14 protein-coding genes are annotated in these 16,152 nt (G+C 58.6%); 2 read left to right on the plus strand and 12 right to left on the minus strand.

Annotation, left to right across the window (positions count from 1 at the left end; translation table 11 throughout):
* Window positions 1-741 precede the first annotated feature (741 nt).
* From rho to DMP06_RS00890, 6 genes are all read right to left on the minus strand, one after another.
* The gene (gene rho, locus DMP06_RS00870; RefSeq protein WP_220092514.1) at window positions 742-2,511 is read right to left on the minus strand and encodes a transcription termination factor Rho; all 1,770 of its coding nucleotides are present in this window, start codon (window positions 2,509-2,511) and stop codon (window positions 742-744) included.
* Window positions 2,505-3,035, minus strand: coding sequence for a hypothetical protein (locus DMP06_RS11550; protein ID WP_220092515.1), 531 nt, complete (start codon window positions 3,033-3,035; stop codon window positions 2,505-2,507). Before DMP06_RS11550 ends, rho begins: the two co-directional genes overlap by 7 nt.
* Window positions 3,032-3,712 carry a fructose-6-phosphate aldolase gene (gene fsa / locus DMP06_RS00875; RefSeq protein ID WP_123207853.1) on the minus strand — a complete coding sequence of 227 codons (681 nt, stop codon included), beginning with the start codon at window positions 3,710-3,712 and terminating at the stop codon, window positions 3,032-3,034. The genes DMP06_RS11550 and fsa overlap by 4 nt, the downstream gene beginning before the upstream one ends.
* 300 nt (window positions 3,713-4,012) lie before the next feature.
* Entirely contained in the window at window positions 4,013-5,215 is a 1,203-nt protein-coding gene (locus DMP06_RS00880; protein WP_123207854.1) for a MalY/PatB family protein, read from the minus strand.
* 83 nt (window positions 5,216-5,298) lie between these two features.
* Window positions 5,299-6,291, minus strand: a complete 993-nt coding sequence (locus DMP06_RS00885; RefSeq protein ID WP_123207855.1) for an alpha/beta hydrolase fold domain-containing protein — start codon at window positions 6,289-6,291, stop codon at window positions 5,299-5,301.
* A gap of 135 nt (window positions 6,292-6,426) precedes the next feature.
* Window positions 6,427-7,722 (minus strand): MFS transporter, encoded by a 1,296-nt coding sequence (locus DMP06_RS00890; protein WP_123207856.1) that lies wholly within the window; start codon window positions 7,720-7,722, stop codon window positions 6,427-6,429.
* Between the two features lie 376 nt (window positions 7,723-8,098).
* Here DMP06_RS00890 and DMP06_RS00895 point away from each other — a divergent pair, with 376 nt between their 5' ends.
* Entirely contained in the window at window positions 8,099-9,601 is a 1,503-nt protein-coding gene (locus tag DMP06_RS00895) for a response regulator transcription factor (protein ID WP_123207857.1), read from the plus strand.
* 165 nt (window positions 9,602-9,766) lie between these two features.
* Here the strand turns inward: DMP06_RS00895 and DMP06_RS00900 are convergent, their stop codons facing one another.
* Both DMP06_RS00900 and DMP06_RS00905 read right to left on the minus strand, forming a co-directional pair.
* Window positions 9,767-10,192, minus strand: coding sequence for an FKBP-type peptidyl-prolyl cis-trans isomerase (locus tag DMP06_RS00900; protein WP_123207858.1), 426 nt, complete (start codon window positions 10,190-10,192; stop codon window positions 9,767-9,769).
* 402 nt (window positions 10,193-10,594) lie between these two features.
* Entirely contained in the window at window positions 10,595-11,083 is a 489-nt protein-coding gene (locus DMP06_RS00905) for a PaaI family thioesterase (protein ID WP_123207859.1), read from the minus strand.
* Window positions 11,084-11,620: 537 nt separating this feature from the next.
* On the opposite strand from DMP06_RS00905, the gene DMP06_RS00910 reads away from it, so the two are divergent.
* Window positions 11,621-12,190 (plus strand): hypothetical protein, encoded by a 570-nt coding sequence (locus DMP06_RS00910; protein ID WP_123207860.1) that lies wholly within the window; start codon window positions 11,621-11,623, stop codon window positions 12,188-12,190.
* An 821-nt stretch (window positions 12,191-13,011) separates the two neighbouring features.
* Here the strand turns inward: DMP06_RS00910 and DMP06_RS00915 are convergent.
* The 4 genes from DMP06_RS00915 to DMP06_RS00930 all read right to left on the minus strand — a co-directional run bounded on the left by DMP06_RS00915 (window position 13,012) and on the right by DMP06_RS00930 (window position 15,948).
* On the minus strand, window positions 13,012-14,355 hold the full coding sequence (locus tag DMP06_RS00915) for a serine/threonine protein kinase (protein WP_161957770.1): 1,344 nt from the start codon (window positions 14,353-14,355) through the stop codon (window positions 13,012-13,014).
* Between the two features lie 210 nt (window positions 14,356-14,565).
* Window positions 14,566-14,985, minus strand: a complete 420-nt coding sequence (locus DMP06_RS00920) for an XRE family transcriptional regulator (RefSeq protein ID WP_123207862.1) — start codon at window positions 14,983-14,985, stop codon at window positions 14,566-14,568.
* 116 nt (window positions 14,986-15,101) lie between these two features.
* Complete coding sequence (locus tag DMP06_RS00925; protein WP_123207863.1) at window positions 15,102-15,608, minus strand: DUF5067 domain-containing protein; 507 nt, start codon at window positions 15,606-15,608, stop codon at window positions 15,102-15,104.
* A gap of 97 nt (window positions 15,609-15,705) precedes the next feature.
* Window positions 15,706-15,948 carry a hypothetical protein gene (locus DMP06_RS00930; RefSeq protein ID WP_123207864.1) on the minus strand — a complete coding sequence of 81 codons (243 nt, stop codon included), beginning with the start codon at window positions 15,946-15,948 and terminating at the stop codon, window positions 15,706-15,708.
* Window positions 15,949-16,152 lie beyond the last annotated feature (204 nt).

The following is a 16,152-nucleotide window of genomic DNA, read 5'->3' on the forward strand; positions in this document are numbered from 1 at the left end:
AGGCCGCCCCAGGCGACCCATCAATAATACTCCATCTCCCATTTCCGAGAACTGAGCCAACGCATCTCCGCTCAAAATAGCGGCCGAGTGAAACGAAAGTCACTTACGGGAGGCTTTAAAGCGATTGCGCCCCAGCAAAACCCGGTAGAACGGGCCGACGAAAGCAACGGACGCCGATTTGCTGCAGTTTTCGCACATCTCCTGAAGTAGCCGCTTTTTGCCAGCCCTTTGACCTGGGGAAATGCGAGTATTGAAGACCGGCTAGTCCGTCCTCCTCCAAAAAACTGCAGCAAATCGGCGTCTTTTGCACCTAAGGCAGGCAACGGCAGCGAAAATGCCTAAAAACGGGCGGGCCGAAGGCGATGCCCGCCGCGCGAAGCGCGAACCGAGCGGCTGCGAGACGCCTGACGGCGCCTCAACCCAACCCCAGCCCGCAAATGGCGCGCGAGCGAAGCAAGCGCGCCCCGGCCCCGGTGGGCAATAATGCCACAACCATCCGGTGCCCCATGCGGTCCAAGGCAGTAAACACGTCAGTGGCGTGTTTACTCCCTGATTTCCGCGCGCGAGAGCGCGCCGGGGGCTCTAAAGGGGAAAGGGACTGTAACAGAAGTTCCGCAAACTGCATACTTATGCAAAACAGGACCCCGAGCAGCCGCTCGAGGCCCTGAATATGCAGAAAACCTGCATGGTTATGCGATGGAGAGGACTTTTGCTACAGCCCCTCCCCTTTTTTGAGAAGAGCTATAACTCCATGTTCTCCGAATCCCTCTGCGACTGGGCCTTCTTGGCCGTACGCAGCAAGAACTCCTGATTGTTGTTCGTCTGCTTGAGCGACTTGATGAGCATGTCCATCGCACGCTCGGTGCTGTTCATATTTGCCAGGATACGGCGCACCGCCCAGATAAGCGGCGCCTCCTGCGGATTGAGCAGCAGATCCTCGCGACGCGTGCCAGAAGCCACCGGGTCGATGGCGGGGAAAACGCGACGGTCGGCAAGGGTGCGGTCCAGCTTGAGCTCCATGTTGCCGGTGCCCTTGAATTCCTCGAAAATGACCTCATCCATCTTGGAACCGGTCTCGATCAGGGCCGATGCCAGAATAGTGAGGCTGCCGCCGCCCTCGATGTTGCGCGCGGCACCCAGGAATCGCTTGGGCGGATAGAGCGCCGTGGAATCCACGCCGCCGGAAAGGATGCGGCCGCTTGCGGGTTGCGCCAGGTTGTAAGCGCGCGCCAGGCGCGTAAGGCTGTCCAGCAACACCACTACGTCCTCGCCAAGCTCCACCAAACGCTTTGCACGCTCGATGACCAGCTCCGATACGGCGATGTGATTCTCGGTAGGCATGTCGAACGTAGACGCGATGACCTCGCCCTTGATGGAGCGCTGCATATCGGTCACTTCCTCGGGACGCTCGTCCACGAGCAGGCACATCAGATGCACCTCGGGATTGTTGGCCGTAATTGCGGCAGCGATATCTTTCAGCACGGTGGTTTTACCGGCCTTGGGCGGACTCACAATCAGGCCGCGCTGGCCCTTGCCGATGGGAGACACTAGGTCGATCACACGCGCCGTGATGGTGCTGCGCCCGTGCTCCATGGTCAGGCACTCGTCCGGGAACACTGGGGTAAGATCGCCAAAACGCACGCGCTGACCCAGCTGGTCGACCGGGATGCCGTTGACGGTGTTCACCTGCTGGAGGGCCGCATACTTCTCGTTATCGCGCTTGGGACGCGTTTGGCCGGCAACCATGTCGCCTTTGCGCAGATTATTGCGACGGATGGTGGCGAGCCCCACATACACATCGTTCTCACTGGGCAGATAGCCCTTGGTGCGCAGGAATCCGTAGCCGTCCTGCATGATGTCGAGGACGCCTTCGACCTCGATGAAGCCCTCGGCGCGCACCGATGCTTCGAACACCTTGGACACAAGTTCGGCCTTCTTCAGACCCGTGGCGTCCACGTTCAGCTCGGCGGCCTTCGCACGCAGCTCTGCCACCTTGAGCTTGGCAAGGTCGTCCATAGTGGTCTTGGGGGCAATGGGCTCACGGCCGTTGTGCTGGCGGCGCTGACGGCGCTGCGCATGCTGATCGGCATGGTTCTGCTGCTTGCCGTTCTGCTGCTTGCTTGCAGCACGGCGGTCGCGTTGGTTCTGGCGATCCTGACGGTCTTGGCGATCCTGGCGATCGGCGCGGTTGCGCTTCTCATAGCGATCGGATTTCGCATAGGAATCGCCCTTGGATTCGCGCTCTTCCCGCGAGCGGCGGGGACGCCTTTGGGCGGTCTCGCATTCCTCCGACTGCGCGCCCTCGAAAGCATCGTGCGAGGCAGGCGCATCGGACGCCTCAGCGACCTCAACCGCCTCTTCGCGCGCCGCGTGCACCGCGACGGATTTGCGCGGGCGACCGGGGCGGCGCTTGGGCTTGGCCTCGGCGGGCGCGTCGGACGCAGCGGGAGCCTCGGATGCGGCGTCGCCGGACGCAGTATCGGACTCGGAGGCTTCGGACGCCTCTACCATAGCGCGCAGCTTCGTGGAGCGGCCGGGGCGTTTGCGCGGCTCATCGGATTTGCGGGGCTCCTCGGCTGGGGCCTCCTCTGCCTCGGGTGCAGGTGCGTCCTGGGGGGGGCTTCGGCGGGAACCACCGGAGTCTCGGGCGTGGCTTTTGTCGCACTCTTGCGCGGACGACCCGGCTTGCGCTTGGGCTTGGCCTCGGCGGAGGCCTCTGCAGTGGCGGCCGCTTCAATCTGGGCCGCCGTATCGGCCGGCGCTTCCTCGGCGCGTACCTTGCGCGGGCGACCGGGGCGGCGCTTGGGCTTGGCCTCGGCGGACGCGTCGGACGCAGCGGGAGCCTCGGATGCGGCGGGGGCGGCGGAAGCCTCGGATGCCGCAGCATCAGCAGCATCGGCGGTCGATGCCTTGCGGGTGCGTCGAACCGTACGCTTCTTGGGCGTCTCTTCCGCCGGAGCGGCGGCGGGGGCGGATGCGGCAGAAGCCTGCGCCGCATCCATCTCGGAATTACTGCTCATCTCGTTGGGGCTCATGCGTTAGCGACCTTTTCCCAATCCTTCAGAAATGCCTCGAGACCGCGATCGGTCAGCGGATGCTGAACCATCTTCTTCAGCACGGCGAAGGGCACGGTGGCGATATCGGCGCCCATGAGCGCGGCCTGCGTCACGTGGTTGGCGCTGCGCACGGATGCGGCAATGATCTCGACCTGCTCGCCGTTCACGGTGTTCTCGGAGTAGTCGTAGTTGTTGATGGCGGTAACCACGTCCTCAAGCTGCGCCAGGCCATTCTCGGAAATGTCATCGAAACGGCCCACAAAGGGAGAGATGTAGCGAGCACCGGCACGTGCGGCAAGGATGGCCTGCGGCACGCTGAAGCACAGCGTCATGTTGACGCGAATGCCCTCGTCGGCGAGCTGACGGCAGGCGGCAAGACCCTCCACCATCGTGGGGATCTTCACCACGACGTTGGGGGCAATGGCGGCCAGCTCACGGCCGTCGCGCACGATCTCGTCGCGAGTCATGGCAACGCTTTCGGCGCTCACCGGACCGTCCACGATCTCGCAGATACGCGCGATATGGTTGTGGAAATCGGCCAGCTTGCCGCCGATACGTGAATACAGCGTGGGGTTGGTGGTCACGCCGGCCAGGGCGCCCCAGCTTGCCGCTTCTTTGATCTCATCAAGATCAGCGGTGTCCAGAAAGAACTTCACTTTTCCTCCTTCATACGGAAACGCCCGCAGCCGGGCACACGACACAAATATAAAATGCTTGAAAGTGCAGGAAATTCACCTTAGAACGTCCGGGACCGCGCTTGCATACACGAAAAACCCTGCGCGAGAAGCGCCCGGAAACCTAGTATGTACAAAGGGATTCGCAACAACGAACGCGGCAATAATACCACGTCGCATACAAAAGCGGCGAAAGAAATATCTTTCGCCGCATAAAACCTGGGGATATGCATGCTTCATCCGCTGCGTAGCACGCCTGGAATCACATGCGCACGGAACATCTTACGCGAAATGAGGGTCATCCTTTGCCGCCTCGATAAAGCGCGTGATGGCCTTGTCCAGCACGCGGCGCGGACATGCGATGTTCCAGCGCTCGAAGCCGGCTCCGCCCACGCCGAACATCTTGCCCTCGTCGAAGGCGATCTTGGCATTCTCGAGCGAGAACTTTTCCAGCTCGTCGGCATCGTCGAAGTAGGCACGCCAGTCGGTCCACACCAGATAGGTGCCCTCATGCTCGGACCAGCGCATCTTGGGGAACGCCTCAGACAAACGGCCGATGAGCAAATCGTAATTGCCCTTGAGGTACTCGAGCAGCTCCTCGAGCCACGGCTCACACTCGTCATAGACGCACATGGTGGCGAAACGCGCGAAATTGGTGGGGCCGTTGATGACCAGGTATCCCATCTCGGTGTTGAAGCGCTCGCGCAAACGGTCGTCCACGATCCACACGTTAGAGTTCATAAGGCCCGCAAGGTTGAAGGTCTTCGACGGCGCGGTGCACACCACGGCATTTCGGCGCAGCTCGTCAGGCAGCGTCATAACGCTCGTAAGAGGACGCTCGCCCAGAATCAAATCGCCGTGAATCTCGTCGGACACCAGCAGCACGCCATGACGTTCGCAAATCTCGGCAACGCGACGCACCTCGTCTGCCGTCCAAACGCGACCAACTGGGTTGTGAGGGTTGCAGAAAAGCAGAATACGCGTATCGGGACGCGCGCACGCCTCCTCAAGCCCATCAAAATCGATGTCGTAATGCAGACGGCCGTCCTCCGCCACGCTTTCGACCAGCGGGTTGTTCACCACCATGCGATGATGCAGCTCCGTGTAGTAGCGGAACGGATAATACACCGGCTCCTGGATAATCACGCCGTCGCCAGGCATCGAGAACGTGCGAATGCAGCCGACGAGAGCCTGGACAACGCCCTGAGCGGGCACAAGCCACTCGAACTCGGGCGTGTAGCCCTGGCGGCGCTCAAACCATCCCTGAACCGATTTGAAATAATCCTCATCGGCGTTTTGGTAGCCGAACACGCCATTTTGAGCCAGATCGGTCAGGCAGCGGCGCAGCTCGGGCGGAGCGGTGAACTCCATGTCTGCCACGCTCAAGGGCACGATGTCCTCAAGCTCGCCCTCAGTAAAGGGATTGTGCACCCATTTGGACGCGCCCGTTCCGCGGCGGTCGATGAGCGTTTCGAAATCGTACATGGAACTCCCCTTTCTGCAGAAAGCCGCCCGTATGCAAAGACGCGCGGGCGGCTCTGTTTTAAACCATGTTCGGGACGTGCGCCTTACGCGTGATGCTTCTTCCAGAACTCCGCGGAATCCTCGATGCACTGGTTGGCGGCATCGAGCATGCGGGTGTAGATGACGAATGCATGCAACACGCCATCATAGAGCTTGTATTCGCACGGCACGCCGTTGGCATTGAGCGCCTCGTACATGCACTCGCTGTCGTCGCGCAGCGGGTCGAGCTCTGCGGCAGAAAGGAACACGGCGGGCATAGAGGTCTTGAGGTCGTTGTGGAGCATATCCACATACGGTGCCGCCATCTTCTCGCGAAGCTCGGCTTCGGTTCCTTCCTTCTCGCCGAACAGCCAAATCTTGTTGTAGTACAGCAGGTCTTCTTCGCGCATGCCGTCCTCGAGCCAGCCGTACAGGCGGCGAGACTTGGAGTCGGTCAAGCCGTAGAAGCCGTAGTACAAAAGCATCGTCTTGACGAAGGAGTTGTTGCCCTCCTCGTCGCGCAGCCAAAGGTTGGCGGCAAACGAAAGCACGGCACCGCCGGAATCGCCCGCGAACGAGAGGTCGTTGCCGTCGATGCCCTTCTCGTCACCATGCTCATGCAGATACTTGGCAACCGCGACGACCTCCTGAATGTTGGTGGGATACACCGATTCAGGCGACAGATGGTAGTCGACGCTCACCACGGCGGCGCCGGTATGGGTGGCCAGCAGGCGGCACACGCGGTCATGAGTGTCCACGCTGCCCACCACGAAGCCGCCGCCATGCACGTATACGATCACAGGCAGCTTCTCGGCCTCGCCGGGATAGTAGTAGCGAACCTTGAACTCGCCCATGGGTCCCTCGAGGAACTCGTCGGACACCTTGGCCATCGCAGGGGGCTCTTCGTTCCAGTACGCGCGCTCCTTGACGTAGTTCGCGCGCATTTCCTCGAAGCCCGCGTTCGTATCGAAGGCATCGCCCGCGATTTCCTGCGACTTCACAAGCACGGCCTTCATCTGGTCATTCATGAACTTGTTCAGATCGACCTTGTTGTCCATGTTGGAACTCCTCACTCTTGCGCAGCCGCGACGAATCCCCTCGTTTTTTCGCGGCCGCAGGACGTACAAACGCTGCATATGATGCAGCGAAACGCGGACGGCACACAACCGCCCGCGTTATTTGAAACAAAACCGTTATTCGGCCTTCTCGCCCGCAGCTTCCATCTTAGCAAGGTTCTTCTTGCCGGCGCGCAGGGTGAGCGCCGCAAACAGCATACCGCCCACGCAGAAGGCAATCAGGATCATGAAGATGGTGGTGTAGGCGTCGTTGCCCTGCTGGTCCATGATCACGCCGAACCAGGTGTGTAGGAACGCATCGGGGCACAGGCCGATGATGGAAATCAGGCCGACGCCGGTGCCGAACAGATGCGGCGGAATGTGGGCCTCAGCAAGCTGGCCGGAGGCGATGCCGTACAGACCGTTGGTGGCAAACGAAAGCAGGCACACCAACACAGCGACCACCACGAGGATGGACGGGTTATGCGGCAGAAGGATAAGTGCCGCGAGGCAGACAATAGCGCCGATCATGCCGCAGAAGATGACCTTGGACGGCGAGCCGACCTTCTTGGAGATCCAGCCGAAAATCGGCGACGAGAACACGGTAATGCCATAGGAACGAACGATACTGATGATCGAAACCAACGCGACGGGCGCAGCCAGCACGCCACTCATGAACGGGGTGGAGAACGTAGCACCCACGTTGACAAAGTACACGCAGAACATGGTCAGAGCGGCAAACCAGACGGCGGGAATCTTCAATGCCTGACCGGCGGCGCGGAAATCGAACATCTTGGCGTCTGCCACGATTTCGCCCTCGAACTTGGGGATGAAGAAGAACGCCAGCGCGCCGCAAATAAGAATAAGCACACCGGAGATGATGAGCAGCGCAGTCACACCCATCTGCGCAGAGGGAAACGCCGCGACTACAGCGGCCTGAATCAGGCTCAGCACCAAGCCGATGGCGCCATAGATGCCGTAGGACAGGCCAATCTTCTGGGAATATTCTTCCTCATCGCAAATCATGCGAACGAGCTTGTAGCGCGTGCCCCACCAAATGAGAATGGAGAACACAGCGTACAGGATGAACACGACCACCAACGTGCCGTAAGAAGGCAGCGTGGCGTAGTAGAACGTAAGCAGCGCGACGCCTAGATAGCCAATCCAGGACAGCGTGCGCACACGAATCTTATCGGCGATGACGCCGGAGAAGAAGTAGAACACGACGGCTGCGATGCCGTAGATGGACACGAGCGTGTTGAGCTCGGTGTTAGTGCAGCCCAGGGCCTGCATCAGCGGATCGTAGAACACCATCTTCAGATAAATGGGACCGTAGATGACCGAGGAACCCATACTGACCAGAATCAGCAGCATCCATCGGTGGGGAGCGGAGAGGTCTTTGTAGCTTTTCTCTCCATGAGCGTTACCTGCCATGGGCAGCCCCTTTCTCGAATGCGCCCGACGGTCGTCGCTTAGCACTCCGCGGACGCCCTCATACGCTGTCGGCCGCCCCTCGCGCGCATGCAGTGCCGCATATTCGCACGCGCGTGATTCCCTTGGGCGGGACGCGACTGCATCATTGTGCGTGAGGCGGTCATAATGAGGTATCCTTAGCGAGGCATGAATTCGCACATAATGAATGCACCATTAGCGACGAATTCGATATCGCATCAAAAAAGTGATTCCACAGAATGGCGATTCCGAGTAAAATAGATAAGTTATCGTCGCGAACGCGCACCGATGCGAATGCCGATCCGATCACGCACAGGCGTCGTCATCGGAATCTGCCCAGGCGATTGAAGGCGGTAGTATGAGCACGACTGCACCCAAGAATAAAGTCGCTTCGTTTATGCCTTCAGCGCCCATCCGCATCAAGCGCGGCATTGCATCTGTCTACACTTCCCCGTATTTGAGCCTTGCCCTTATTTCCGCCTGGCACTACAGCCTCTGGTTCGTTCCCAACGCCACAGGCCTGCTTGGCATTACCTCGCTTGACGTCACCTTTGTCTGGCTGCTCACGCTAGGGTTCGCCGGGTTGTTCATGCTCGTTCTCCCGCTTGGCATAAAACGCATAGACACCGGCGAGCATCTGGGCATCGTGCCCTTGTCGGCGGGTGTTCTCTCGGCTGCCACGCTTGTGTTCTGTCTCGTGTTTCCGTTCGTGCATGGAGCGCCGTTCTATGTAATGGCAACGGTCATCGCATGCCTGTTCGGCCTTTGTCAGGCGCTGATGTGGATATTCGGCGGCGCAAGCTGCTCTCGCGCCAAGGCCACGTTTGCCGTGCGCGACGTGGCGCTTACGTTCGCGATTGTCACCGTGGCAGCCATGGCCGCAAGCATGTTGCTGCCCACCCCTGCCGCCGCCGTGCTCGCGGCCCTCTTTCCCATCGCCTCGGCGATCGCCTACCGCAGCACCATGGCCAGGTCGGGCGGATGTCCCGAGCCGGTGCTCCTGCCGCACAAGTCCAGCAAGGCGCTGCGCATGAGCGCCATCGTCATTCTCGTCACAGGCGGCATGATTTCCATGGCCGACACCTTCGCCACCTGCATCATCCCCACCGAGCTCACGGGCGTGCTGTTTCATGCGAATATTCTAGCGTGGACGCTTGCCGGCGGCGTAATCATCATCAGCGTGCTTCTTCTGCTGTACGCCTCGCGCTTCACCGACGGCGAGCCCTATTCGCTCGTCCCCTTCCTTATGGCGCTTTCCATTGTGGCGCTGGCCCTGGTCATCAAGAGCGGCGCGCTTGCCGTGGCGGCCTTTGCCCTGGGCATGGGCATCTGCGTGACCATGGAAATCCTGATGCTTACGTTTTTCGGCGCCCTTGCCACAAGAGGCTACATGGCTCCGGCCATCGCCTTTGGCGTATCGGAAGGAGTTATGCGGCTGGGCAGCGTCATCGGCAACGCATCTGCGGTGTTTCTTGAGCAGAACAACCTGGTAAACAGCAGCCTGACCACCGACACCTGCCTTTTAGGGGCATGCATTATCGGATTCCTCATCATCGCCGCCACCCGCCAGCAGCACGCCATCACCGAGCTCGCCAGCGCTCCCCTCTCCGTCGACGAGGTTGATACCGTGTGCGAGGACGCAGCGGCGGAATTCGGCCTTTCGCCGCGCGAGACGGAGGTGCTCAAGCTCCTGGCGCGCAATCATAGCATCGACTCGATTGCGAAGCGGTTCGTCATATCGCCTTACACGGTGCAAACGCACATCCAGCACATCTATCGCAAATTGCACGTGCACCGCCGTGGCGAGCTGCTGGATTATATTAATCTGCGTCGCGACGCCATCCGGGAGCGTAAAAACTGAGTTCCGGTCATTCGGCCATCCGGGAGCGTAAAAACTAAGCCCCCAAGTGAGCGCTGCTTCACGGCAACAAAAAACGCGCCCGAGCAACCCTCGGACGCGTCGTGATTCGTTCGGCGGCAACCGCCTTGCTCTCATTGTTTGGCGGAAGCGTTTGGCGAAAGCGGACTAGCCCTCGACCTCCACCAGCTCGATCTCGAACGTAAGATCCTTGCCAGCGAGCTCATGATTCATATCGAACGTAGCGTACTCAGAATCAACCTCGACAACTTTCGCCGGGAAGGGGCCCATCGGGCCATTGAAGTACACGGTCTGGCCCACAGGCAGCTGATCGGCGTTGGGAATGTTCGCCACGGGAACGCGCTGGACGGCCTGCGGGTTGTACTCGCCATACGCCTGGGCGGCGGGGATTTTCACAGTCTTCTTCTCGCCAAGGACCATATCCTTAACCGCAGCGTCAAAACCAGGAATCATCTGGCCGGCCATGCACGTGAACTCGATAGGCTCGCCGCGATCGTAGCTGCAGTCGAACTGAGTGCCGTCGTCAAGCGTACCGCGATAATGCGCCTTGACCTTCTTACCTTCGTTGCTCATGAAGGAATCCTTTCAAAGAGATTTTACGGTCGCACCACTATACCCGACTCAAGCCCTCATGGGCACCCACGGCAGGCCAACCTGACATTTTCCGTAAGATTCACCCCTGGAAGAACGGACTACCGCGGTACCGCAATCGTCTTTCTGCCCATGGGACGAAACGATGCCCCCAGAAGGATGGAACCACTGCGGTGGCGCAACGGGCGACGAACACAACCCCGATCCCATCGCCTAACCATGCGAGCGCAAGGCTACCACGCTCGAACGAACCCACAGCCTTTGCCGAGCGCGCAGCTCGCAAAGGGCGGGCCAAGAAGTTGATTAGCTCGAGGGAGGGGCGCGTAGCAAGCCGCGCGATCCAAAAGAGCGCCTAGTTCAAAAGACGCCTAGGCTAAAAGGCACCTAGTCCACCTCGATAAACTTCGGCGGAAGCGGGTCAGAGCCCGTTGCCTCCACCGCCGCCGAAATAGGCTGGATGGTGGGAGACGCAAACAGCTTGGAGGTCGCATGCGCCAAGAGCCTCCCCGATTCGTCGCGCACCTCGGCCTCGGTAAGACTGATAGTGCGTCCGTGTTTGATGACGCGGCCCTCGCACACCACTGTGCCGGCCTTCGTCGAGCGCAGATCGCTTACCGTAAGATCGATGGTGGTATAGCCCATGCCTTCCTCCACGCTGCAGTACAGCGCCCAGTAGGTCACATTGTCCAGCAGCGCTGCATAGGCACCGCCATGGATGCCGCCGAATGCGTTCAGCAAATTGCCTACGGGCATCACCGAGCGCGCGTACCCATCACGCATCTCCTCCATGCGAATGCCCATATGATTGAGAAACGGGCTCTTGTTCGCCATTTCGATAACCCGCTCCACGTGCTCGGGATTTACCTTCTTCATCGACGCACCTTTCCTCATGACACTGCGCTTCATTGTCGCATCTTAGAGTATCTCAGGCATGCATAACGCAGAACGCAAGCACAATCTGCCGCGAACCGTCAAACTCGCATCGAATGGAATGCGAGCTTGGTCGCGAGCCAGCTTCGCCGGGGAATCGGCTTTGGCTGGGAATCAGACGACAACCCCCGCATTGACTGGACATTCTCGTCTGCTTGGCTTTCCCTGTTGTCGCCACCGCCCCATTCCGTCCAGGGAACGAAACCTAGGGGTTGACGGAACTATAGGAACACCCCCCCCGCATTGACTGAACATCCCGCCTGAAAGAGCGCATAGCTAATCTCCAGCCGACCCTCCCCAATGCCACCGCTCTGTAATTGCCTCAGCCTGGAAGGGCTACCTGCCACCATCCTTTCACGGAATGCAGCCCGCTCGCCACATGCAAAAACCACCGCTTGGGCGCCGGACTCGCAACAGGCACCTCAACGGTATAATGAGGTCGCGCGCGGCAAGGGGTCCGCGCCGACGAAAGGGGATGCAATGTCCAAGACAAAGAAAATCCTTGTTGCCCTGATTGCGGCACTAACGCTGACCGCGGGACTCTCGCTTGTCGCCTGCTCTTCGGGAGAGGCGCCCGAGGATGCCATCCGAGCCGACCTTGCTGCGCAGTTCGACCCCATCAAGAACCACGACCAAGAGGTTATGGACGAACTCACTGCTAGCGTCGAGAGCGCCGGGCTCGATGAATATGGCGTCTCCAACAGCGATTTCGTCGCCTCGCTGCTTGATGGCTTCGATTATACGGTTGACTCGATAAGCGTCGCCGAGGATGGTAATACCGCCACCGCCGCCGTAACCATGACCTGCAAGACGTTTACCGACGCCACGGCACGCGCCGAGGAGCTTTCCGCCGAATTCGGAGAAAGCGACGAAGTCCTGGATATGTCCACGGAAGAAATCAATGCGAAAATCGGTGAAATCATGATGCAAGCCATTAACGAGACCGAGCCCAAAGCAACGTCGTGCGAGTTCGGCTATACGCTCGTGGACGGCACCTGGACGATCGATTCCAGCGCCGAAAGCGAGATCTACAACGCGTTCTTCGCATAAGAGTCCGCTTGAAGCTCGCCACAGTTCGTAAGCAAGGAGGCCGATGCAAAAGCCCCTTCGATTGAACAATGTAGCAGAATTCCTGCAAAACAACGCCCCGAGCAGCTGTTCGGGGCGTTGTTTTGCATATGTATGAAGCTTTTGAGGCTTCTGCTGCAGCCCCCTTTGTGGCCCATTCGTCCTCTCTGGCAGTTATCTCAAGTATGTAACCCAAATCGCTGCAGTCGATCAGCAATCAGGTCAGTTTTCTTGAGTATGTAATCCATCGCTGGTTATTTTTGGCAGCACACCTGTCCTCGCCGCCAAATAACTGGCGTCAAAAAGCGCAATCGAAGCCTAAAAACGCCTTATAAGCAGCTCGATAGCGAAAAAACGACCAGCCAATCGTCCTAAAATTCTGGCCGATGGATTACATACTCAAGAAAACTGGCAGAATGGCCTGATTTGCACGCTTAAATGGATTACATACTCAAGAAAACTGTCAAAATCACCGAGCGGCTTCCGACGCTGCCATCCGATGTGTGACTGCCGCGTTTCTGGAGCCGCTATCCAACGCATGATGGAAGCATCCCGAATGCTGGTGCACCTAAATCCGCCTCCCAAGGCGCGCTTCCGGAACCGTTATTCAACGCGTGATTACCGTATACGTTTCCGGAAACATTACCCAACGCGCGATATTGCATTCCCGAGCCCTTCATCCAAGATGTGGATTGACCCGCTTCCGGCATCGTCAACCAACGTACGCGAACGAGGGACGCTCGGGCGCAACGTTTACACGTCAGATTGCGCTTCATAGCCCTCGCGCTGCCGCCCGTCGCGTGTCACGGATGCTGAGTGACAAGCAGCATGATTGTGCCTACAACAACCACGGAGGCAAGCGACGCCAATGCCGTAACGACCCCTATCACCACCCCGCGCCCGCCTTGCACATATCGAACGGCGGGCACAAGCCGAGCGATTAGGCGTTTATCCAACAGGGCGAATGCAAACCCGCACATCATAATCATGATGCCAACGTATTCGACCACGTTGTACCACGCCGGATACGATGCCGCCTCGCCCGTAGGATGAACGATTGTCTGGTCAACGCCAACAATTCCCATGGAAATCAACATGGCTACCAGGCATGCATCCCATAGGACGCCAACCCATACGGGAACCGAATCAAGCCTCAACCGACGGTTTGCCATACGGTTGAGATGCGCCGAATGCCGCTTCGTCTGATCGAACCCCGACTCAGTCGTCTGAACGGGTGGAGCAATCGGCTGGCGCGTCGCTTTTGCAGCAGCAGGCTCAAACTTACGCCGAGCTTCTTGGACTTGCGCGTCTTGATTGGATACGAAGGCTTTTGCCTGATCGGCTAAGACCGTCGCAGCAAGAAATGCCTGCTTAAGCGCACGAACGCTCGCATAACGGTCATCGGGGTCAAACGCGGTCGCACGCAGCATGACCTCACGCACGGACTCAGGAATTCGCGAATCAGAGAACCCCTCTTCTCGCACATGGGCATCGGGCGTCTTTTCAACCAGGCAAAAATATAGCAGCATGCCAAGAGCGTACACGTCGCTTCGCACATCGGTCTGACGATAGCCGAACTGCTCGGGAGGCGCATACGCGCGCGTGCCGAAGCGCACGGTGTCGGCATCGGCATCCTCATGAAAAGCGCGGGCGATGCCAAAATCGATAATCGTCAGACTATCGTGCGAAAGAATAATGTTTCCCGGCTTGAGGTCGCGGTGGATGATGGGCGGATCAAAGCCTTCGTGCAGCTCAATGACGGCATCGCAGAGGCGGCAGAACACATCGATGGCAAGCGGCAACGAAGGATCGCATCGATACACTACGTCGGCGAGCGTTTCGCCGCGCACATACTCCATAACCACCACCAACGCATCATCGGCGTCGTAGCAATCAATTACACGAGGAATGTGCCGGAACCTACGCCCTTCGCGCTGCGCCTCGAAAATCCGCCGATATGCCGAACCCAAGCCCGCATCGCGCTTGATGTACTTGCGAACATAAGGACCCTGCTCGGACCCGTTCGCGCCCACGAAAAACACCTTCTGGGTGGTTTCAAATTGAGACTCTTTCAGCACAGAATCAACGCGGTAGCATTCATCGCGCTTAAGCGAGTTCAGATGTTCTGCCAGTTCGTCAATTTCCATAGATGGCATAGTACCAAACCAGGAAGGACTTCGTTTATTCGGAGGCACGCGGGAAGACCCTTTTTACAACCACGCGGCATGCAGGAACATGATCGCCCTCACATTCGCAGCACAGACGGAACGGAAGCGCTCTTCCATGCTGTCCTGGCGCAAAGCCAAGCAAGGCGACCATGACAACCCCTCTTTTCTTAACAACCATCCCAACGGTTTCTAGCAGATAGTTTCCTCGTTGAAACGATACAGCTCTTCATCGGTACGCTGCAGGGAGTAACCGCGGTCAAGGCAGAAAATGATGATGGCATCGCGACGATTCTTGCAGTAAAGCTCATTGACGCCAGCTGCCTGCAGCATGCGATTTGCCTCTTTGAGCGTGCAGCGCATGGCGAAAGCAATCTGCAGCACCTTGTTACGCTTGGGATGGCGCTGCCCCATGAATATTTGATAGCCGAACGTTTCGTTGAGGCCGGCGGCTCGCACTACATCGGCCCGCTCCAAACCTTTCTCATCAAGCAGCTGCTGCAAGTATGCCGAAAGCGAGCGCTGCGTGATATTGCGCGCATCGGCGAACGACGCCGGATCGGGCGCATCCAGCAATTCTGCGAGCAACTCCTCTGTCAACGGCTCCTTCACGCGGCGCTTCCTTCGCTTTCGCTTTCCTTCACCTGTTTTCATCATTGTACAAAGGCATGCATGAGAAGGAAGTCCCAGAAACGGGACTTCCTGCATACAGTTTAGATAATTCCATGCTAGGCAACGCTGAACGTCGCTTCTGCCAGAACGGTGTCATCGAACGAGATGAGCTCAGACACCTCCACAGTGATGTCGGACTGATCGTCAAGGACATATGCCAGACCATACGATGTGCCCGCCCCGGGCTTCACCTCTGCCATATACCCATCGCCCTCAATATCCTCAGACACGACGGCAGGCTCAAGCTGAACGCCATTCTGGAACACCTTGGCATTGAGCGCCACGGCCGCGCTCGTAGCCTCCTCAGAGTTATTGACCCAGCTATACGTCACAACAACGGCGGGATTGCCCTCGTAATCCTCCATCACTTCGGCGCCGTCAATGGTCACCTCGTAGTCGGAAGCAGGAGCCTCCTCAGCAGACTCCGCAGCCTCGGTGGCACCCTCGGTTTGAGCGCTCTCGTTGTCCGCAGAGGCCGCCGGCTCATCCCCGCCGCAGCCGAAAAGACCCAGGCACCCCGTCAAAGCAATCGTGCTGGCAATTGCGATAACACGTTTCTTCATCCCTAAACTCCTTTAATCAAAATCATGAATCCCGAAGCACGCCAGCTCAGACGCGCACCACGAACCGTCTTTCGTGACTCTTCAAGCTAATGCCCCGCTAAGAAAGCGCTGCGGCGAACAAGCTTTGCGTGGCAAGAACGATAACGCACGCAATGATGTTGATGATGAGCGCAGCAACAGCCAACCCTTTGCCCGTGCTTTTGCCCCGACTGGCAGCAACCGTTCCAATGATTGAAAACACCAGACCCAATACGCCCACGATGAACGATAGATTGTTAACGATGGGCACCCATGAACTGATGAGGGCGAAAATGCCTAGAACAAGCCCTACGACCGCCATTGCCGATACGCCTTTTGGCGCCTGATTAACCGCCGAATTCATCCGAATTACTCTCCTAGCCTACGCGCATTAACCTGCTCCTCGCGAGAACGCATCTAATGCTAGGGAATCGAACGGGCGATTTCATTAGCTGCCAGCTAATATCTGGCGTAAGGTTTTTGGGGATTTCCCATACATGATGAGGCGAAAGAAGCCGAAGCCGCG

It is taken from the genome of Slackia equolifaciens, from assembly GCF_003725995.1.
Classification (GTDB): domain Bacteria; phylum Actinomycetota; class Coriobacteriia; order Coriobacteriales; family Eggerthellaceae; genus Slackia; species Slackia equolifaciens.